Origin of the sequence: Oligella sp. HMSC09E12 (assembly GCF_001808505.1) — a bacterium.
Taxonomy (GTDB): Bacteria; Pseudomonadota; Gammaproteobacteria; order Burkholderiales; family Burkholderiaceae_B; genus Oligella; species Oligella urethralis.
This window is the reverse complement of the sequence record NZ_KV793615.1, coordinates 223131-244867: the sequence shown is the minus strand read 5'-3', so window position 1 is coordinate 244867 and position 21737 is coordinate 223131. Positions and strand designations below refer to the sequence as shown.

General features: G+C 47.8%; 17 protein-coding genes. 9 read left to right on the top strand and 8 right to left on the bottom strand.

Annotated features, from left to right (window positions below):
• Window positions 1-192 precede the first annotated feature (192 nt).
• The 3 genes from HMPREF3179_RS11215 (at window position 193) to HMPREF3179_RS11205 (ending at window position 4738) form a co-directional block, all read left to right on the top strand.
• Window positions 193-1902 carry a sulfate adenylyltransferase gene (locus HMPREF3179_RS11215; protein ID WP_018025527.1) on the top strand — a complete coding sequence of 570 codons (1710 nt, stop codon included), beginning with the start codon at window positions 193-195 and terminating at the stop codon, window positions 1900-1902.
• Window positions 1903-2079: 177 nt separating this feature from the next.
• Entirely contained in the window at window positions 2080-3963 is a 1884-nt protein-coding gene (locus HMPREF3179_RS11210; protein ID WP_018025526.1) for a DUF294 nucleotidyltransferase-like domain-containing protein, read from the top strand.
• A gap of 10 nt (window positions 3964-3973) precedes the next feature.
• Window positions 3974-4738, top strand: coding sequence for a 3'-5' exonuclease (locus tag HMPREF3179_RS11205; protein WP_018025525.1), 765 nt, complete (start codon window positions 3974-3976; stop codon window positions 4736-4738).
• A gap of 43 nt (window positions 4739-4781) precedes the next feature.
• On the opposite strand, the gene HMPREF3179_RS11200 is transcribed toward HMPREF3179_RS11205, so the two are convergent.
• The 7 genes from HMPREF3179_RS11200 to HMPREF3179_RS11170 form a co-directional block, all read right to left on the bottom strand.
• The gene (locus HMPREF3179_RS11200; protein ID WP_070471279.1) at window positions 4782-5795 is read right to left on the bottom strand and encodes an ArsA family ATPase; all 1014 of its coding nucleotides are present in this window, start codon (window positions 5793-5795) and stop codon (window positions 4782-4784) included.
• Between the two features lie 17 nt (window positions 5796-5812).
• Entirely contained in the window at window positions 5813-6076 is a 264-nt protein-coding gene (locus HMPREF3179_RS11195; RefSeq protein WP_018025523.1) for a cory-CC-star protein, read from the bottom strand.
• A gap of 81 nt (window positions 6077-6157) precedes the next feature.
• The gene (locus HMPREF3179_RS11190) at window positions 6158-7837 is read right to left on the bottom strand and encodes a carbon starvation CstA family protein (RefSeq protein WP_070471277.1); all 1680 of its coding nucleotides are present in this window, start codon (window positions 7835-7837) and stop codon (window positions 6158-6160) included.
• A gap of 203 nt (window positions 7838-8040) precedes the next feature.
• A complete protein-coding gene (locus HMPREF3179_RS11185) occupies window positions 8041-9333 on the bottom strand; it encodes an AmpG family muropeptide MFS transporter (protein WP_070471275.1) in 1293 nt (430 codons plus the stop codon).
• A gap of 3 nt (window positions 9334-9336) precedes the next feature.
• A complete protein-coding gene (metW, locus tag HMPREF3179_RS11180) occupies window positions 9337-9966 on the bottom strand; it encodes a methionine biosynthesis protein MetW (RefSeq protein WP_070471273.1) in 630 nt (209 codons plus the stop codon).
• Window positions 9963-11126: a homoserine O-succinyltransferase MetX gene (locus HMPREF3179_RS11175; protein ID WP_048767761.1), complete on the bottom strand. Its 1164-nt coding sequence runs from the start codon at window positions 11124-11126 to the stop codon at window positions 9963-9965. The genes metW and HMPREF3179_RS11175 overlap by 4 nt, the downstream gene beginning before the upstream one ends.
• Window positions 11127-11223: 97 nt before the next feature.
• A complete protein-coding gene (locus tag HMPREF3179_RS11170) occupies window positions 11224-11802 on the bottom strand; it encodes a hypothetical protein (RefSeq protein WP_070471271.1) in 579 nt (192 codons plus the stop codon).
• A 162-nt stretch (window positions 11803-11964) separates the two neighbouring features.
• On the opposite strand from HMPREF3179_RS11170, the gene gshA reads away from it, so the two are divergent.
• The 5 genes from gshA to HMPREF3179_RS11145 are packed head-to-tail and all read left to right on the top strand — an operon-like array spanning window position 11965 to window position 20012.
• Window positions 11965-13527 carry a glutamate--cysteine ligase gene (gshA, locus tag HMPREF3179_RS11165; protein WP_070471270.1) on the top strand — a complete coding sequence of 521 codons (1563 nt, stop codon included), beginning with the start codon at window positions 11965-11967 and terminating at the stop codon, window positions 13525-13527.
• Window positions 13528-13571: 44 nt separating this feature from the next.
• Entirely contained in the window at window positions 13572-14549 is a 978-nt protein-coding gene (locus HMPREF3179_RS11160) for an HlyD family secretion protein (protein ID WP_036556797.1), read from the top strand.
• 21 nt (window positions 14550-14570) lie between these two features.
• Window positions 14571-17351, top strand: a complete 2781-nt coding sequence (gene rbbA, locus HMPREF3179_RS11155) for a ribosome-associated ATPase/putative transporter RbbA (protein WP_070471268.1) — start codon at window positions 14571-14573, stop codon at window positions 17349-17351.
• 3 nt (window positions 17352-17354) lie between these two features.
• Complete coding sequence (locus tag HMPREF3179_RS11150; protein ID WP_070471267.1) at window positions 17355-18482, top strand: ABC transporter permease; 1128 nt, start codon at window positions 17355-17357, stop codon at window positions 18480-18482.
• Between the two features lie 6 nt (window positions 18483-18488).
• Window positions 18489-20012: an efflux transporter outer membrane subunit gene (locus HMPREF3179_RS11145; protein ID WP_070471265.1), complete on the top strand. Its 1524-nt coding sequence runs from the start codon at window positions 18489-18491 to the stop codon at window positions 20010-20012.
• Between the two features lie 2 nt (window positions 20013-20014).
• Here HMPREF3179_RS11145 and HMPREF3179_RS11140 read toward each other — a convergent pair whose 3' ends face one another.
• Entirely contained in the window at window positions 20015-20710 is a 696-nt protein-coding gene (locus tag HMPREF3179_RS11140) for an RNA pyrophosphohydrolase (protein WP_036556806.1), read from the bottom strand.
• 214 nt (window positions 20711-20924) lie between these two features.
• Between HMPREF3179_RS11140 and proS the strand changes: the two genes are divergently transcribed.
• Window positions 20925-21737: proline--tRNA ligase (proS, locus tag HMPREF3179_RS12560; RefSeq protein WP_246824458.1), on the top strand; the 813-nt coding region annotated here is incomplete at its 3' end.

Below are 21737 nucleotides of genomic sequence, written 5' to 3'. Positions count from 1 at the left end.
CTTTTTAGATGTATATTGTAAGAGTAATAATAAATAAGATACCAATAAGACTGATTGCTAAATGCTTAAAATCAGTGTAATCGCTAGGTTCTTTATTTGGAAGTTCATTGAATAATAAACGGATTAAATAAAGAACAACAAATAAAAACAAAATCAACCTTTTGTTGATTCAACTACAATCATGGAGACATTATGGCCAATTCAGACTTAAACTTTGACAAGTACCCACAAAAACCTCATGGTGGCGTATTAATTAATCAGATGGTCCCTGAGCATAAGCGCGAAGCCGAGATGGAGCGCGCTCGTTCCTTGCCAAGCATTCGGGTAGACTTAGAAGCCGTCATTACGATTGAGATGATTTGTACCGGTGTCTTATCACCGATCAAGGGCTTCATGAACAAGGAGGATTATCTTTCTGTACTTGAAAAAGGTCGCCTCAAAGACGGCACAATTTGGCCTGTACCTATTAGCTTTGCTCCCATCGGCGATCGTAACGCTGAGGTGATCGCCGGCTTAAAGGTGGGAGGCGAGGTCGCTTTAATCGACTCCTCCAATGAACCCGTAGCGATTTTAGAAATTGAGGATATTTTTGATTACGATAAAGAGCACCGTGCGCAGAGCCTATTCGGCACCACCGATCGTAATCACCCAGGGGTAGACTCGATTAACCGTCGTATGGGCACAAAGTCTCTTGGTGGTACTTTACATCTATTACGTCGTGCCGACTGGGGTCCGTTTGAGAAACTACGGCTTGAGCCGAGAGACACATGGAAGCTCTTCTACGAGGAGCGTGGTTTCCGCAGCGTCGCCGGCTTTATTACCGGTGCTAACCCACTACACCGCGGCCACGAGTATATTCACCGTAATGCCCTCGAGGAGGTGGATGGTATTTTCCTCCAACCACTCGTTGAAATGGCTAAGCGTGAGTATGTACGTCACGAGTACCGTATGCTCGCTTACCGTAACGTACTGGACACCTACTACCCTCAGGATCGCGCAATCCTCGGGCCACTACGTGTTACCTATATTTTCGCAGGTCCTCGCGAAGCGGTGTTACACGTCTTACTGATGAAAAACTACGGTTGTACCCATGCACTGATCGGTCGAGATCATGCAGGTACAGGTAGTTACTATGATAAATACGCTGCACACAGCATCTTTGAAGAGTACACGCCAGAGGAGATGGGTATCGACGTACGCTTCTTCCATGAGGTGTTCTATTGTACGCGTTGTGCCAGCCATGCGACGCCGCATACTTGCCCGCACGATGAGCGCTTCCGCTTAAATATTTCGGGTACCGGTATCCGCGAAATGCTGCGCTACGGTTTTGTACCACCTAAAGAGGTTATTCGTCCCGAATCCGCACTTGCGGCGATGCAAGGGGTACAGCCTAAGGGCGTCGATGCCGAGGGTAAAGGCGTACTACCTGTCGGCAAGGTGATTAAGAGTATGTACCCGTACTATACGCACTACACTCGCCTGGGTGGCTCGAAGCGTCCGGTACCACTGGAGATTGATGACTTGACCCTACTCGACTTGGAGCAAGCAACTTTCGATGCACGTTATCACGCAACCGATATCTATAAGGATGTTTACGCTGAGTACACGGCACTACTTGACCATAACCGCACCTTACAGCCAGCATGGCGCGGTGATGCTCGTCGTGACATGGCGCGTATGCAGGAGCGTACCATCTCCGACTTAGAGGAGAAGTTATCAGCAGCACCGGATAGCTCATCTGATGAGTTTATGTATCAGGATCGCAAAGAGGTAGAAAAGGAGCTTGAGGTAGCTAAGAAGTTGCTCACTGATGCCCCTTCGGCCCTTAACACCGAGACGCTAAATGAGCGTTGCTGGAACGTTTTACCGTACAAACGCTATCGCGGTGCGGATAATGACTAGTTCCTAAGCATGGCTCAACAGGCTCTGCTTGAAGCCTGCGAGCGGCTCAGTCGATGATAAAAAGCGCAATCGGTACGAGATGAAACTGGTTGCGCTTTTTTGCCTTTGATAGCCCTTCTGATAGGGCGATCTCACAAGCCTCGCCTGTCCTTTTAACCGCATTAATTGAGGTCACTCATGGATGAACTCATTCGCGCTACCATCGCCCATTTGCAGCAATTTTATCCATTTCAAAAAATGGAGATGCCGTTTTTGGAGTTGCTTGCCAAGCACTGTGAAAGCAACTACTTTAAAGCGGGTGAAGTTATTCTCGACATCAGCACAGAGGGGCCACCCGACACCTTCGTGATTATCAAACAGGGCTTTGTAGAAAGTCAACGTGAGGCCAAAGGGGTAGAAAACTTTAAAAATGCCTTTGAATACGAAGAAGGCGATGCCTTTCCCTATGGCCCCTTACTCTCAAATTTACCCAATCGAAGCCAGTTTATTGCGATTACCGACTGCTTTGTGTATGAGGTACCGGCCACTATTTTTTATCAACTGCATCAGCAGTGTCCTACCTTCAGAAACTTTTGTGAAGCGCGTCTAGCCTCCCTCCTCGAAGAGTCAAAGCGTATTATCCAAAACCAACAAAGTCATAGCCAAAGCGGCGAACAGCCTTTAGCGATGGAGCTAGGTGAGGTGCTTAAAGCGGAGGTGATTAGCTGCAGACCGGATAAGCCCTTAAGGGAGGTGTTAGACATTTTAGCCACAACCAATATCGGCTCCATGGCCATTGTGAATGAGGATTTGCATCCCTTAGGGATTTTTACGCTCAATGATGTGTTGCGTCGAGTCGCTATTCCCGAGGTTGATCTGGATCGACCCATTGCCGACTTTATGACACCCGATCCGATTGCCTTAAGGGCCGATAATTTAGCCTATGAAGCGGCGATTATTATGGCTAAGCATGGTTTTAGGCATATTTTTGTGATTAACCAACAGCAACAGCTGTTAGGGGTTATTTCCGAACGCGATCTTTTTGCTTTGCAACGCATCGGCCTCACGGATATTGCCCAAGGGATTCAGGAAGCTAAAACGCTTGAGGACTTAGCTCAAAGTCAAAACCAAATCAAAAAACTCGCCAAAAATATGATGGCGCAAGGGGTCGCAATTGAACAGTTAACACAACTGATTTCACACTTAAATGATCAGCTGGTACGTGCGGTGATCAACTTACAGTTGCCGCATCATCCGGAGGTGCAAAATATTGACTTTGCTTGGATTGCGATGGGTTCCGAGGGGCGTGAAGAGCAGCTCTTTTATACCGATCAGGATAATGGCATTATCTTTAAGGATAGTGATGACCGGGCCAGTACACGGGCAGCACTGATTGCCTTTGCCAAGGATGTAAATCACGATCTGGCTAAAATCGGTTTCCCACTCTGTACGGGTAATATCATGGCAATGAATCCTGAGTGCTGTCTAAGTGATATGGAATGGCGCCAACGCTTTGCGCAGTGGATTAATAACCCCGATGCTGAAGCGCTCTTAAATGCCACGATTTTCTTTGATTTTAGAGCCGTTGCGGGCAACCTCAGCTTAGCACAGCAATTAAGAAACTGGTTAGCCCGAACCGCACCCGAACAAGCTTTATTTTTACGCTTTTTAACGCAAAATGCGCTTAGAAACCGCCCCCCTTTAGGGCTAATCAAGGATTTCTCCACCCGCAGTGACGGCACCATCAATCTGAAGTTTAACGGCGCTGCCATGATTGTGGATATTGCGCGCATTCTCTCATTGGCGCATGGCTCTACCGCCAGCAACACCTTTGAGCGTATACGTGAGGTCATCGATCAAGCGGATTTAAGTAAAAAGCAACTTCAGGGCTGTCTTGAAACCTTTGCCTTTATCCAGTTGATACGCATGAAGCATCATTTCGAACAAGAGGAAATGGGCATCGAACTCAGTAACAATATCGATCCTAAAAAGCTTGATGATTTAAGCACACGCGTGTTACGCGAAGGTTTCCGCTTGATACGCAATATTCAAAATACCTTAGCACATAAATACCGCCTCTAAAGGTGATGCCATGTCATTATTAAACGGACTTTCAGCGCTTTTTAAAACGCATCGAGGCACGACCAAGCCCGAGCTCACTGCGGATATAGAGGCGCGTTTAAAACGCTGGCAGGCACTACCTAAGGTCAGCTTGGACAGACCTTTTGAAAACACGGATTTTGTGGTACTGGATCTAGAAACCAGTGGCTTTTCTTTTAAAAAAGATCATGTAATTGCGATTGGTGCCTGTAAGCTACAACAGGGTCGCATCCCACTTGCTCAGTCCTTTCAAATCATTTTGAAGCAGGAGCAAAGCAGTAGCAAGGATAATATTCTCGTACACCATATTAGTGATAGTGAACAACGCTCAGGGATTGAGCCGGCTGAGGCCTTAATGCAGTTTTTGGAGTATCTAGGCAAGGATCCCTTGATTGTTTATCATGTAGGCTTTGACCAGCCCATGCTGGATAAAGCGTTAAAACAGTATTTGGGGATTGAGCTTAAGCAGCACACGTGGTTTGATGTAGCCTTTGTGGCGCCGATATTTTTGCCTAAGGTATCGACCAAGCGTCAGAGCTTAGATTTTTGGAGCACGCACTTCAACATTAACAATCCGCATCGGCATAGCGCCGTGTTTGATGCCATTGCCACTGCCGAAGTGATGCAAGCGGTGATGAAGCAAGCACTAAAGGAAAATAGTGCCAAGCATATCGGTGCGACGCTAAGCATGCAAACTCTCTACAAAATGCAACGTCGCGCCATGAAAATTCACCGTCAACTCTATGGCACAGCCTAGCACTGTGCCTATGGTGACGATACTCCTGGCTTGCGAACAATTGCTATTGGGCCGCTTTTTTAATGGCACTTGCACCAAAGGCCTTTAATGCTTCGAGACCGCGTACATCACTGGCTTGGAGCTGGTAGTAGTAGCGATTTTGCTTTGCCAAATCACGTTCAATAGACTCGATCATCTTGGCTTGACGCTCATAGCGACTCTGCCAAAACTCATTAGCCGCATCGTCTTTAGGTTCAGGTAGCACCTGATTAATAATCAAATGCCTACAAGGCATATTAAAATGCGCCAATTGATGTACCGCACGACGGGTTTCCGCCAAAGGCAGCATCTCCGGTATCATCACTAAGACAATGCTGCATTTATCCCCATCATCAAGAATATGCCCTGCCTGATGAAATAGCTGTTGCCGCTTTTTAAGAATGTCCAAGGCCTGCTGCCAACGCGCATCCTTTTCTTCGCTCATTAAGGGATTGGCTTCGACATTTTTTTTGTCCCAAAATGGCTTGGCTGCCTCACGCATTTTTTGCTGACGCCCCTGCTGACTCATTAGGCCCTCAGTCCACGCATTCATCAACTTCGGCAGTTCCAACAAGCGTAAGGTGTGACCAGTGGGTGCAGTATCAAATACCACATGTTCAAAACCCATCGCCGGGGCATTGACAATATAGTGACACATTGCTTCCAGCATCGCCGCCTCCTCTGCACCCGGTGAGCTTTTGGAAGCTTCCAAATGCTCTTTCAACTTAGGTAGCATCTCGGGGCGAGCATAGGCCTTAATCGTCGTCATCACCTGGGCAAAATGCTCATCAATCATCCGATGCGGATTCATCTCAAGGGCGAATAAATTATCCGTCAGTGGGGTAATTTCACCACTTAATTCACGCTCCAACACATCACCCAAACTATGCGCTGGGTCAGTCGACACAATTAAGACTTTTTTACCAGACGCTGCTAGCCGAGTCGCCAAGGAAGCGGCATGCGTGGTCTTACCGACACCACCCTTACCGCCGACAAAAATCACTGATTTACTAGAAAGATCATTTAATAGCGAATCCATCCCTACTCCTCATTTAACTAGCAACAACCAAAACGGTCCATGGGCGAATGCTCCATGCCCATACGCAAATGCCATTCATGGAACTCCTCCATCAATAAAGGTTGCAGCTCCAAGGTATAGTACGTCATGCTATTAGGCACACCCAAGCTTTCAGCAAACACGATCAACATAAATAAATCCTGTTCATCTCGATAAGCGCGGCTTAAGGTCTGCCGATAGGGGGCATGGTAAAACTCATCCAAACCATCCAAAAAACTTCTGATTTTATCTTTGATTGACATGATTCTCTCGCTACTGACAACATAAGCCTTGACCCACCGGCGAGTACAAGGCTTATGCTAATTTGATTAAACTATGATGAATTACTGCTGTAGCTGGGCGCCTTTTTTAGGCCAATAGCGTTTTAAGGTCGCAATGCTTTCTAAAATCACCCAAATTGAGCAAATCAGCACCACAATATCCAGCACAACTAAAAGCCTTTCACCGTTTTCATAGAAATCCATCAGTTGTGAGAGTAAGGCAATCACGGTCATCGTTAATAAGAACACCATCGGAATCAAGGTGAACCACACTCGGCGACCTGCTTTTAATAACATCACACTCACAACGAGGAGGGTTAAACCCGCCATGATTTGGTTAGTAGTACCGAATAATGGCCAAATGGTCATCCCACCGGTACCTTTAATACCACCGGCACCAAAGGCTAACAGTAAGCAAGAACCAACCGCTAAGAGGGTGGCTACAGAGCCTTTTTGTAAGGTCTTAATATTGTATTGTTCACCCCACTCTTGGAATATGTAGCGCTGTAAACGCACCCCGGTATCCATGGTAGTACCAGCAAAGAGGGCTGCCATCACAGTCAGCATCGTCGCCGACAGTTCCTGACTGATGCCCAAGCCTTGATTCATGATATTAGCACCACCGGTAATAAAGGCACCCACACCACCTTGACCATATGCAACATACACCGCTTGCCAGTCAACTAAGGTCGCAAAACCAGCAGTTGCAGCCAAGATAGAGGCAAGCGCCAACATACCCTCACCCATGGCACCGAAATAGCCTACAAAGCGCGCATCGGGCTCACGATTAATCTGCTTGGAGGTGGTACCTGTGGACACCAAACCATGGAAACCTGAAATCGCACCACACGCAATGGTGACAAATAACAATGGCATAATGGGTGGCGTGCCCGGAGGCGCATCCCGATTAATCGCGGGCGCCACAATCTCAGGTTGCACCAGCACAAAGGAAAGATAAAGTACAAATAAACCGACAAACAACTGCAGACCATTAATGTAGTCACGTGGTTGCAATAGCATCCAAACAGGTAACAGTGAGGCGATAGCGGCGTATGCAAATAACAAAATAATCCACCACGCATTCGCCGGCAGCCCCATCATCTCAGTAGGTAGCGCCAACGGCACCATCGGACCAATATAAATTAAGAAATATAATGCGACCACACCGATCAGAGAGACGATAGGCAAATTCAGTTTCCAACGATAAATCGCCTGTCCGATAAAGAAAGCGACGACCAAGGCACCCCAAACTGGCACCACGGAGGAAGGTGTATTGATCATCATGCCGGCAATCACCACTGCAAACACCGCATTAACCATCAATAACAACAAGAAGATCACAATGGAGAATAAAGCACGAACCCGCTTATTAAGCACGATGCCGGAGACTGCGCCGATGGAACGTCCCTTGTTACGCACACTGGCCCAGACAGCGGACATATCGTGTACACCGGCAAAGAAAATGGTACCTAAAACGACCCATAAAAAGGCCGGTAACCAACCCCAAATCACCGCAACCGCTGGTCCTACAATTGGCGCCGCACCCGCCACAGAGGTAAAGTGATGGCCCCAAAGTACGTACTTATTCGTAGGCACAAAGTCGACCCCGTCATTAAACTCGTGCGATGGCGTATTAAAATCCGGGTCTAAGGCAAGAATTTTTTGCGCGATAAAACGCCCATACACAAAGTATCCGAGCGCCATCAACAGCAAACCGATGACTAAAATAATAAATGAGTTCATGCTGATGCTCCTAAGATAAGAACTGAACTACTAACTGATAAATCGAGCGCATGGTTCAATATCGAGGCTATCGTTATTCAGGCATCAACAAGGCAACAGCACTTGGATATTCAACCAATCTCTGCCTGCATTTTATAACGAAGGGATACAATTTTTAAATAGAGACTTACGATAAGCGAGGTAATTTGGGGTTATCCCTAGGTTTAAGCTTTGCTCTGTTCTGCGCCTTGCGCTGCCTCTGCCACGGCTTTATACGCATCAATACGCTCAATACGATCCCTATAAAAGCGCAGTAAGAACAATCCCGGCAAGGCAATTAGCACGGTAATTAAATAAAAATTAGCCCACCCTAAAGAGGCCACGATCGGCGGTGTCAGTGGTCCCGCCAAAAACACTCGACCCACACTGGCTAATGCGGTCAGTAGGGCAAATTGGGTTGCCGTATAGCGCACATCACATAGGCCCATAACCAGTGCCACAAAAGCAGCTGTGCCCAAGCCGCCGCAGATATTTTCAATGCCCACGGCAATCGCCATAACGGGGACATTGCCGGGGAACATGGCGACCACGTAATAACCAAAATTCGAGATTGCCTGCAACACACCAAAAATCATTAAAGAACGGTAAGTGCCCCATTGACTCATCAGGGAGCCGCCAATTAAGGCACCAATAATGGTTGCCACCACGGCTAAAATCTTATTCACGGTGCCGATCAGTTCCGGCGCAAAACCAGCGCCACGAATTAAAAACGTCGTTGATAATGCACCAGCAAAGGCATCACCTAATTTATATAAAACGATGAGCAGTAATAAAGCCCACGCCTCAGGACGCGAGAAAAACTCCTTAAAAGGTAGAACAAATGCCTCCTCCAAGGTGCGCGGTTGTTGCACCTCATGTGGTTCAGGGGCAAAAAAACTAGCCACGGCACACAAGGCCATTATCACCCCCATGAGCATATAGGTGCCGCCCCAACCCAACCATAAAGGTGCCAATATCAAGGCTAGACCGCCGGAAACAATCATCCCCACGCGATACCCCAAGGTACGAATCGCTGCGCCTGCGGCGCGCTCCTCGGCTTGTAATACCTCAGTACTATAGGCATCAAAGGCAATATCCTGAGTGGCTGATAAAAAAGCCAATAAGGTTGCCAACACGGCCAACAATAAAAGATGCTCAGCTGGATTTAATAAACCCATCAACACCAAGACTGTGGCAATACCAAGCTGCGTCAGCGCCATCCAACCCCGTCTGCGACCCATAAACGGTGGTACATAGCGATCGATCAAGGGAGACCATACAAACTTAAAGGTATAGGCCATACCGACTAAGGTCAAAAAACCGATTTGCTGCAACGAGACATTAGACACCGTAGCCCAAGCCTGGAACGTGCCACCTGATAAGGCCAAAGGCAAACCACTGGCAATCCCCAGTAAAAATAGCGGTAAGACGCGCGGACTTAAATAGGGTTGAATGTATTTAGCAAACACGCTGATCATTCCTTAGGCAACGACCTTGTCACTGGCGATGGCTTCAGCGCGCGGGGTTTTAAAGTAATAAACCGCTAAGGAACTACGCCAACTCGGTAAAAAGCCGACGCGCTTACCGTTATTGTAGGTAGAACGCTTAATAATGCGTAATCCCAAATGCTCCGCCAAGGCCTCAAAGTCTTTTAACGTGCAGAGGTGAATATTAGGCGTGTTATACCATTCATAAGGCATTTGCCCAGTAACTGGCATACGCCCCTGAAAAATCGACCACCAATGCGTCCAATGACCGAAATTAGGAAAAGACACAATGCCATAATCCGCCACCCGTGCCATTTCACGCAAAATATGCTCAGTATTAAGCATGGCTTGTAGCGTCTGCGACAGCACCACCACATCAAACTGCTTACAATCAAAAAGTGCCAAGCCGTCTTCCAGGTTTTGTTGCACCACCGGCACGCCCTTTTCTACACAGCGGATAACCCGTTCATTATTAATTTCAACGCCGACACCGGTCACCTTTTTATGGTGGTTAAGATAATTCAATAAATCCCCAGTACCACAGCCTAAGTCCAACACACGGCTATTACTCGGAATCCAATCGGCCATTTCCTGAAGGTCTACACGAATCGTTTGCTGGCTCATAAGGCGCGCTCCTTGGCGATTTTCTCAAAATAACCGCGCACGACCCCATGGTAAGTCGGGTTATCCAATAAAAAGGCATCATGTCCATGTGGGGCATCAATTTCAGCATAAGTGACCTCATGCTGATTTTTTAATAAGGCCTGTACCAGTTCTCTACTCATGGATGGCGGGAAACGCCAATCAGTGGTAAAGGACACGGTTAAAAAGCGCGACTGTAAATGCGCCAAGGCCTTGGCTAAATCACCCCCACCATATCTACGAGCCGGATCAAAATAATCCAAGGCACGGGTAATTAATAAATAGGTATTGGCATCAAAGTACTTGGAAAATTTCTCGCCCTGATAACGCAAATAGGACTCTACCTCAAACTCTACGTCAAAGCCGTAGTTATAACGACCATCTTCAGCATAATTACGGCGGTCACGACCAAACTTCTCGGCCATATCGTCATCCGATAAATAAGTAATATGACCTAGCATACGTGCCACCGACAAACCGGCCCGAGGCACCGTATCAAAGGCATAAAAATTACCCTGATGAAACTCCGGATCGGTGGTAATGGCACGGCGGGCTACCTCGTTAAAAGCGATATTTTGCGCCGATAAACTAGGGGTACTGGCAATCACCACGCAATGATCCACCCGCTCTGGCCATTGAATCGCCCAGCTTAAGGCCTGCATACCACCTAAGGAACCGCCCATCACGGCCGCAAATTGCCTAATCCCGAAATAATCCGCCAAACGGGCTTGAGCATTTACCCAATCCTCCACCGTCACCATCGGAAAAGCGGCGCCCCAAGGCTGATTGGTACGGGGATTAATACTGGCTGGCCCAGTTGAACCAAAGCAAGAGCCAAGATTATTAATCCCTATCACATAGAACTTATTAGTATCCACCGGTTTACCGGGACCCACCATATTGTCCCACCACCCGATATCCTTAGGATCATCGGCATTGATACCGGCGACATGATGGGAGGCGTTAAGCGCATGGCAAATCAGTACCGCATTGCTGCGATCCTCATTTAACTGACCGTACGTTTCAACGGCTAAAGTATATTCGGGCAAGGACTTGCCACTACTTAATACCAAGGCTTCACTAAAAGAAATATACTCCGGCCGCACTAGGCCGACTGAAGATTGGGGAATGCTGTTAGACATAGAAATAATTAAACCTTTTTAGCAGGATTTTTAGACGCCCGCAAGCAAACAAATCGGCGTCAAACACAAGCTGTCTGAAAAAAACGCTCAGACTAAACTAATCGATTGTAGCACCAATTTTCAGCTCCTCAAAAAAGCGCCTGCTTTGCTGAAGGAAGTTTTTATCGTTCTCCGCACCGGTCGTATAAAGCTGCACAATCAACTGCCCCTGTTGTAACACCTTGGCCTGAGCCAGCATCAGCTTGCTATCCACGGCGAGGGTGATACTAAACTCCTCACCTAGTGCTGGCAAGTCCTGCTCAAAGGCCGCCACAAACTCACTTGGCGCCGATACTAATCGTGGATCACGCTTTAAACGCATGCTGCGTAAAAGCGCCTGAGCGACGGCCACCGGATCTAAATGCTCAGGCACCAGCAAATAACTGAGATTAAAGCTACTTTGCCCCGCTACCGCAGTCCATTGCACCCGCTGAATCGGCGCTTCCTGCTGCTCATCCAATAAATGATATGCTTGTTCGGACATACGCGGTGCGGTAGGAAAAGCAGCCTCGATCTGATAAGGACCGACAGTTAGCTTCTGCTGATGCCACGTGCGATCCTGACACGCAACCAGCAATAAACAAAGACAGCAACTCAAGCAGCAGACTGCGAATTTTTGAAAAGCGCTTTTATACATGATAAAAAATGCATTGACGACGCAAGGCAACAGAAAATTAAATTATAACGAGAGCAGCGGTTAATCAATCCATCTTGCTTAAAGAATTACAATGACAGGATCTCGTTAAGGCTAAGATATGCCTTATATACTATTTTGAGTTTCATATCACAGGATTGATTTGTGTCTAAGTTTACAATAATCAAAGCGCAGCAGGACTTACTAAAGCAGATTAGCAGAGGCATTGAGCGAGAGGCACTGCGCATTGATGCCCACGGTGATTATGCCTTGGACAGCCACCCCCAAGCGCTTGGTGCCACCTTAACTCACCCACATATTACGACCGACTACTCTGAAGCATTGATGGAGTTGGTAACTAAGCCCTTTCATGATGTTGAAAGCTTGTTTAGAAGCTTAGAACACATTCATGGCTTTGTTTTACAAAATATCGGTGAGCAATCCCTATGGATGCAATCCATTCCTTGTGAACTGCCACCCGAGGAGCTCATTCCCATTGCTTGGTATGGCCATTCCAATGAGGGTATGCTCAAGCATGTATATCGTCGCGGCCTAGCGGAGCGCTACGGCAAAGCGATGCAGTGTATTGCCGGCATTCACTATAACTTCTCCTTACCAGAGGCGATATGGCAGCACCTAGAGCCGAACATTGAGGATGCCAAGGAGCGTCAATCCGTCGGCTACATGAGTTTAATTCGTAATTTCAAGCGCCAAAGCTGGTTATTAATGTATTTATTTGGTGCCTCACCCATTATTAATCGTAGTTTCGTAGGGCAAGCGCCGCATCAGCTGGTAGACTTTGATGACAGCAGTCTGTATTTGCCCTATGCCACTAGCTTACGCATGAGCGATTTAGGCTATACCAGTGAAGCCCAGGCCAATATCCGCACCTGCTATAACCGTATCGAGAGCTATGTATCACTGATTTATAACGCAGTAACACGCCCTTGGCCGGCCTATGAAAAAATCGGCACCCATCAAGATGGCGAATGGATTCAGCTCAATACCAATATGCTGCAAATTGAAAATGAGTACTACGCCGGCATCCGCCCTAAGCGCACGACTAAGCCTGGGGAGCGCCCTAATAATGCACTGATTAAGCGTGGCGTACAGTATGTTGAGGTGCGTTGTATGGATGTGGATCCCTTTGAGCCTACCGGCATCAGCTCACAAAGCGCTTACTTCCTCGATACTTTCCTACTCTATTGTGCCGTCAGTCACAGTCCACGCTTTGATGCTGAAGACGATTGTGATGAAACTGACAACAACTTCAAGCAGGTTGTGACTGAGGGTCGTAAGCCAGGATTAACACTACAACGCCACGGTCAGCCTATCACCTTAAAGGCGTGGGGTTTAGAGATTATCGAGGCCCTTGCTCCCTATGCCGAGCTCTTGGATAAGGTGTATCAAACGACTGCTCACCGTCAAGCGCTAGCTGCGCAGCAAGCAAAACTTGAGGACATTGCCTTAACCCCGGCCGCACGCTATCAACAAGCGGTTCGTGATAGTGGTCTCAGTTTTAATGAATTCACCAAGCAAAACAGCCTGCAGCACTCCGATCGTCTACGCGCTTTAAAGCTGCCGGTCGAGGTGAAGCAGGCGTTGGTGGCAGAATCCGAAGCTTCGTTACAATCCTACCCAGCGAAGGAAAAAAGCGATACAATGAGTTTTGACGACTATCTGCGCGACTTCGAAACTAGCTTAGTTGATCCTGAAGCGGCTTCCTAGCGCTTAATGCTCATCTTCTTTTTGCAACAAAGTGCATTAATCTCATGAAAAAATCTTGGTTATTCATACTTATTTTGCTTATTGCCGCCGGTGCCGGTGCCTATTATTACAACCATCAGCAGCTAAATAAGGAACCTGAGGGCATCGCCCGCTCCAATGGGCGCTTGCAGCTTGAACGAGTGGATGTCTCTGGCTTATATGCGGGTCGCGTCGAGCATGTTTATGTGCGTGAGGGCGAAAGGGTTAAACAGGACGATAACTTAGTTTCCCTCGCTTCCGATCAATATGATAGTCAATTAGATGCGGCTACGGCCCAACGCACTCAAGCCGAGCGAGCAGTAGCCCAAGCCGAGGCTGAGATCCAGGCACATGAAGAGCAATTGCGCTTAGCACAAATCGAGCTGACGAATGCCAACTCACTACGTCGCGAGCGTTTAATTTCCGCCACCGAATTGAATAAACGTCAAATCGCTGTCAGTGCGCAAACCGCTGCAGTTGAGGCAGCTAAAGCGGCCAAAGCCCAAGCCGAGGCGGCTGTACAACAGGCCCAAGCCCAAATTAAGGCTTCTGCTGCCACCACCCGTGATCTGGTGATTAAAGCCCCGATTGACGGCACGGTCGAATACCGCTTTGCACACCCGGGCAATGTCGTCGCCGCTGGTCACCCGGTTGTGAGCTTACTTGATCCCAGTGATACACGTATGTTTATTTATTTGCCCACAGAGACTATCGGCAAGCTTTCTCTTGGCGCTGAAGCGCGGATTCAATTGGACGGTCAAGACTATGTCTGGCCTGCCAACATCAGCTTTATTTCCGCACAAGCTCAATTTACCCCTAAAACTGTTGAAACGGCTGCTGAACGTCAAAAGTTGATGTATCGCGTGGAACTGAGAATTCCGTCTGATATCGCCGTAGCACATCAAGACCATCTAAAAAGTGGTCTCACTGGCATGGGCTATGTCAGAACTGAGGCTGAACAATGGCCAGCAGAACTTGAGGTGAAATTACCTCAAACAAATTAAACGCAACCCTACACCATCACCATGCCTACGCATCAAACCACACCCTCAGAGCATAAGACCTATGCGGTTGAGGTTGAGAGTGTCAGCCATTACTATGGCAAAACCCAAGCCCTAAAGGACGTGAGCCTTAAGATTGAGCGCGGTGTCACCGTGGGCTTAATCGGTCCCGACGGGGTCGGAAAATCCACCTTAATGTCATTGATTGCCGGGGTCAAGGTATTACAAAGTGGTGCGGTCACGGTGTTGGGCAACCAGGTGGATAAGCGACGTGAGCGCGAAGCTAATGCCTACCGAGTCGCCTTTATGCCGCAGGGTTTGGGTAAAAATCTCTACCCTACCCTTAGTATCAAAGAAAACATTGAGTTCCACGCCAACTTATACGGCCTGAGTCGTCGCGAGCGTGAACAGAAAATTGCTCGCCTTTTAAAGGCTACTTCCTTAGATCCCTTCCCCGATCGACCAGCTGGTAAGTTATCCGGTGGTATGAAGCAAAAGCTCAGCCTTTGTTGTGCGCTGATTAATGATCCGGAATTATTAATTCTGGATGAACCCACGACTGGCGTCGATCCCTTATCTCGTCGTCAATTCTGGGATTTAGTCGCGGAGTTACGCGCAGAGTTTGAGGGCATGACAGTGATTGTCTCCACCGCTTATATTGAAGAGGCAGAGCAATTTGAATACTTAGTGGCGATGAATGCTGGCGAAATCTTAGCCGCGGATGCCACCCCCAAAGTCCTTGAGGATACCGCTAGTAAAACCCTCGAAGAGGCTTACGTCAAGTTATTACCTGAGCGCGATCATTACTTCGACTTTGATAATATCCCGCCCTTTGAACCACTTCCGGATGAGCCACCGGCCATCAAAGCGGTTAATCTAACCAAGAAATTCGGTAATTTTACCGCCGTAGACAATGTCAGTTTTGAAATTCCTCGAGGCGAAATCTTCGGCTTCCTGGGTTCCAACGGTTGTGGTAAATCCACCACGATGAAGATGTTGACCGGTCTATTGGAGCCCACCTCCGGCACGGCTGAGTTACTGGGTCAACCCACTGACGCCGGTGATATTCAAACACGCCTAAAAGTGGGTTATATGTCACAAAGCTTCTCTTTGTACGAAGAGCTGACGGTGCGTGCTAACTTGGAATTACACGCCAAGCTCTATCAACTTGAAGGCAAAGCAGGTGCGGAAGCGGTTGAAGAGGCGCTAACAAAGTTTAAGATTAAAGAGTATCAGGACGAATTTCCCTCCGCACTGTCCCTGGGCTTAAAGCAACGCCTGCAGCTGGCAGCGGCTTGTTTACACAAGCCTGAAGTACTGATTCTGGATGAGCCCACTTCCGGGGTCGATCCCGAGGCCCGCGATATGTTCTGGGATTATTTGATCAGTTTATCGCGCGAAGACCGGATTACAATTTTCGTTTCTACCCACTTTATGAATGAGGCCGGTTGGTGCGATCGCATCTCCTTTATGCATCAGGGTAAGGTGCTAGCACAAGACACACCTGAGAAACTGGTGGCCGCACAAAATGCCTCAAACCTTGAAGAGGCCTTTATCGCCTATCTGGAGCAAGCGGAAGCAAGCAAGGACGGCAAGCAAACGACAGAGTCCAAGCAGGATAACAATACCGTAAAATCGGCCTTTAAAGACAGCGACACAAATCAGCAAAGCCGCAAACGCCGCAGCAAAACATTGAACAATATCTTGGCCTTTGCCGCACGTGAAAATAAGGAGCTACTACGCGATCCCGTGCGCTTACTCTTCGTCTTGTTAGGTCCCGTGATCTTAGTGGTCTTTTCCTCCTTAGGCATTACCTTTGATGTACGCAATATCGGCTATGCGGTATATGACCAGGATCAAAGTCAAATCAGTCATGAGTTAATTGCTGAGTTCAGCAGTTCCCCCTACTTTAAGGAACGAGCCATACTCCATAGTGACGAGGACTATGAAGCGATTATTAAAAGCGGCAAAATCCGCTTAGTGATAGAGATTCCGCCCGATTTTGGTCGCCAATTATTGATGCAACAACGACCCGAACTGTCCTTTTATGTGGATGGTTCCATGCCCTTTTCTGGTGAAAACGTCAAAGGCTATATCATCGGTATTATGACGAGTTACGCACAGAATCTGGCGCAACAACGTGGTCTGGCTCCCGCAGCCTCAGCTCAATTACAAACGCGCTTTGTCTATAACCAAGCCTTTAACAGCATTATCTCCATCACGCCCGGCATGATGATGATGGCGATGATGTTAATTCCTGCCATGATGACGGCGCTAGGTGTGGTGCGTGAGCGTGAAATTGGCTCCATCATGAACCTCTACGGTTCCCCTGCGACAGTAATGCAGTTTTTAATCGGTAAGCAGATACCGTACATTTTTATGAGCATGCTCAGCTTTTACGTGCTACTGCTGATATCCATTTACGCCTTGCATGTACCGATTAGCGGCTCCTTTAGCGCCCTATTTTTTGGTGCATTTTGTGCTGCTTGGGTGGCCACTTCCTTGGGATTATTAGTGTCTTGTTTTGCGACTTCGCAAGTGGCGGCGATTTTCGGTTCGGCCATTATCTGTATGATCCCCTCGCTCAACTTTTCCGGTTTACTAACACCGGTCTCCTCCTTAGAAGGGGCCAATTTGTTAGTATCCCAGTTATTCCCTAGTGCTTGGTTCCATAAAATCATTATCGGTGCCTTTGCTAAAGGTCTTTCTTGGCCAGACTTTTTCAAATACTATTTGATACTGACTGCCTTTGCGATCAGTTATTTGTTATTAGCAAATATCTTTTTGAAAAAGCAGGAGAAATAAATTATGTGGATCACGCTAAGAAATATCTGGTTTCTCTGCATTAAAGAGCTTAAAAGCGTACTCAGCGACTATGTGCTGATGGGCTTAATCATTGTGATGTTCTCGGTGGCCAGCTATTCCGTCGCTAAAGGCATGGCGGTGGAGGTAAAAAACGGCTCGGTCGCGGTGGTAAATGAAGATCAATCGCCCTTATCATGGCGTATTATCGATGCCTTAAGGCCCCCACATTTTAAAAAACCGGAACTGATTAATCTAGACGAGATTGATGAGTCCATGAATAACGGTAAATACATTTTTATCCTAGTTATTCCTAAAGACTATGAAAAAAATTTGCTCCAGCAACGCGCACCGGAGTTACAGCTTCTGATTGATGCTACTGCGGTTAGCCAAGCAGGGCTAGGAGCCTCCTTTATACAGCAAGTTGTGGTCGCTGAAACAGCCGCTTATTTTTCTAAAGACCATCCACTCTCTGGCTTACCCATGAGCCTAGTCACTAAGGTACTGTTTAACCCAAATGCCGATTACACCTGGTTTGCGGGTCCGATGCAGATTGTGGCAAACGCTGGCTTACTGGCGATGTTACTGGTGGGTGCTGCCATTATCCGTGAAAAGGAACGTGGCACCATTGAGCACTTATTAGTGATGCCGGTCAATGCGCTAGAAATCGCCCTTTCTAAAGTGATTGGTAATGCCATTGTCATTACCGCCGCCTCAATTGGCTCCTTATATTTGGTCGTCAGTTTGTGGCTAGGTGTACCGCTGGTGGGTTCGGTGCCTATCTTTTTGCTGAGCTTGGTGATTTTCCTCTTTGCTGTTGGTTCTTTAGGGATTTTATTGGGCACCTTTGCTCAAACAATGCCACAATTCGGTCTCTTGGTGATCCCTGTCTATGTGATTATGCGCTTATTATCTGGGGGCGAATCACCGCGTGAAGGGATGCCGGACTGGGTACAAATTATCACCTTATTTTCTCCTCAAACTCAGTTTGCCATGACCACACAGAACTTGTTACTGCGACAAGCTGGTCTGGAAACTGTGTGGCCGAATCTGATTTATATGAGTCTGATGGCCATTGTATTTTTTGCTTTTGCTTTATCGCGCTTCAAAAAAATGTTGGCTAATCAAGGTTAAGCTAGAATGAATTACGTTAAACCAAAACTTATTTGTCTGCTGCTGGGTACTGCGCTTTTAGCCGCTTGTTCCAGCACCCAAATCAACCTAAAAAGCGAGGTCGACTTACCTGCCAGCTTTGAACAAAGTCAAGGCACAGCGCAGGTGGCATTGGATCGCTGGTGGTTAAGCTGGAATGACCCACAATTAAGCGAGCTTATCGAAAGCGCACTGCAAAACAATAAGGAGCTCGCCGCCACTCGCGCTAAGCTCGAAGAAGCACGCGCCATGGCCCGAGCCGCACGCGCCAATATGGGACCGCAAGTAGGTGCAAGCGCCAATGCCATGGGTATTAACGCTCGCGTACGTAATCCTTTAAGCGATGATTTGCGCCACACCATCGGCCACCTCGACAGCTCGCTTGGCGATAAGTACCTTGATGCCAATGCCGGCGGGCTAAGCGCTGGCATTGCCGCCAGCTGGGAGCCTGATTTTTTTGGTCAGAAGCAAGCCGATGTAGATGCCGCCACCCAAGGCGCCATTGCCCGTGCTGAGCAATGGCATGCGGCGCAAATGCTGTTAAGTACCGATATTGCCGACTACTATAGCCAATGGATGTACTATGGCGAGAAGCAAAGTCTCAGCTCACAACAAATCCAAGCATTACAGGACTTATTACGCTATGTGAGAGGTCGCTTTGATGCGGCTCAGGCGACAGCTTATGATGTCTTACAGATAGAAACTCAGATTCAGGCAGCCACCGCAGCACGAGTGATTTTTGAAGCGCAAAAAGCCGATGCCGAACGTCGCATTGCGGTGCTCACAGGTCAGGTACCACAGCACTTTAAACTGGCGCCGACTAAGCGTCGCTTAGCCAATCAAACACCGCCCATGCCGAGTGGTCAAACACCTGCCAATGTGCTTAATCGCCGTCCTGATGTACGTGCCAATCAAGCCTTGGTCTATGCCTCATCAGCGCAGTTAGCCAGCGCTAAAGCGGATTTACTGCCGCGCTTCAAACTGAATTTTTTAGGGCAAGGTGGTATCGTCAGCTTAGATAGCGATATGCCGAACATGCGTGGGCTATCCAATATCATCAGTTTAGGTGTGCAATTACCGATCTTTACCGCCGGTCGTATTCAAGCCAATATTGACAGTAAAGATGCCAAACTGCAGGCGGCGTTATTAGATTATGATCACGCTGTGCTAAATGCACTAGCCGATGTCGACAGCGCCTATCAAGCACAATATCATTTAAGAGCTCAAGAAAATCAGTTCCAACAAGCCGTCAACACCGCTAGACGCCAGCTCGGCTCAGCCCAAAAGTTGTTTAACTATGGTGAAGCCACGCTTGACCGTGTATTAGAAGCTCGACTTCAGCTCAATGAGCTACAGACACAGTTATTGAGTTTAAATCTTGCTAAAACGCAAGCCATGCTAGATCTGTATAAGGCACTCGGTGGTGGCTGGCAGGCCGATGAGCTGGGCGCACAAAGCGAGGCAGGTCTTCTCCATCAAGAGCAAGCCAGCCCTACACCCACTAGTGCCTAGCGTTAATCGCTACGCTTATTAGCGGCGCGTGCCTGATGGCGGCGGCGTAAGTAGTTTTGATTGCGTCTGCCGCTTTTAGCCGCCGCTTTTTTAGCAGTACGAGCTGCACCCCTAGACTTAGTCTGGGTCGTCCCGGCCGTAGTGACGTTAAGCTCAAGCGCCTGACTACTAACACGCACAGAACTAAAGGCATAATGCAGACTACCAGGACGCTGTGCCACCACCTCGGTCGACAACAAGGTCACCAACTCATCCAAGGCATCTCGGTAAACCGTGCGCTTAAACTCAATCACCGCTTCTAAGGGCACCCAAAAAGGATGCCATTTCCAGGCATCAAATTCGGGGGTTGCGCTGGCTCTAAGACTGATACTAGACTCACTCGCCACCAAGCGCAACAAAAACCAAATCTGCTTTTGCCCCTTATAAATACCTTTTGAATCCCGACGTATAAAATGGTCGGGCACGTTATAACGCAACCAAGTGCGTGTACGCCCTAAAATCTTTACATGCTCAGGTTTTAAGCCGACTTCCTCATAAAGCTCACGAAACATCGCTTTGGTGGGACTTTCACCACGTTGAATGCCACCTTGAGGAAACTGCCAAGACTTCTCTCTAATGCGCTTGGCCCAAAAAACCTCATTATTTTGGTTGAGTAAGATAATCCCAACATTAGGGCGGTAACCTTCCCTATCCAACATAAGGTTCCACCTATCATCAATTTTACTAAGCTAAATTATACGGCTCTTTTGTTGAGCTTCCTACAATCCACCGCAAAAGTAAAATTAATCTACCTAGCAAGCACATCTTTTTTTGGAATCTCTACATGACAACTGCACCTTCACACCGATTCTAAATACAATGTAAGATTCTGTTGAATCGACTGAGCTCCTATATTTAATCTTATACATAGCTATGTTAGCGTCAAAATTTCATATTAATACTTTAAAAGAAGCGCCAGCAGAGGCAGAGGTTGTCAGCCACAAGCTGATGATTCGTGCTGGCATGATTCGCCGCTTAGCTGGCGGTATTTACACCTACATGCCCTTAGCGCTCAAAACATTACGCAAGGTTGAAACCATTGTGCGCGAGGAGATGGATCGTGCGGGTGCCTTAGAGTTACTGATGCCAGTGGTACAACCTGCCGAGTTATGGCAGGAATCCGGTCGCTGGGATGCCTATGGTCCGGAATTACTGCGGATTAAGGATCGTCATCAGCGTGATTTCGTACTGCAACCCACTTCCGAAGAGGTGGTTACCGATATCGCCCGTAACGAGATCAAGAGCTGGCGCCAATTACCGGTCAATTTTTACCATATCCAAACTAAATTCCGTGATGAGCGCCGTCCCCGCTTCGGTTTAATGCGTGGTCGCGAATTCACCATGAAAGATGCCTATTCCTTTGACAAGGATGAGGCAGGCGCAGCAAAGTCCTATGACAATATGTACGATGCCTATGTGCGTATCTTTACCCGTCTAGGCCTTAATTTCCGTGCGGTGGCTGCCGATACTGGCTCCATTGGCGGTTCCCGTAGCCATGAGTTCCAAGTGATTGCCGACACCGGTGAGGATGAGATTGTTTACTCGCCTAATTCTGATTACGCAGCCAATATCGAATTAGCAGAGGCGCCCTGCCTCATCGCTGAACGGGCTGCAGCCAGCGAGGAATTGACTGAAGTACATACGCCCAATGCTAATAAGTGCGAATTAGTGGCTGGTTTATTAGGG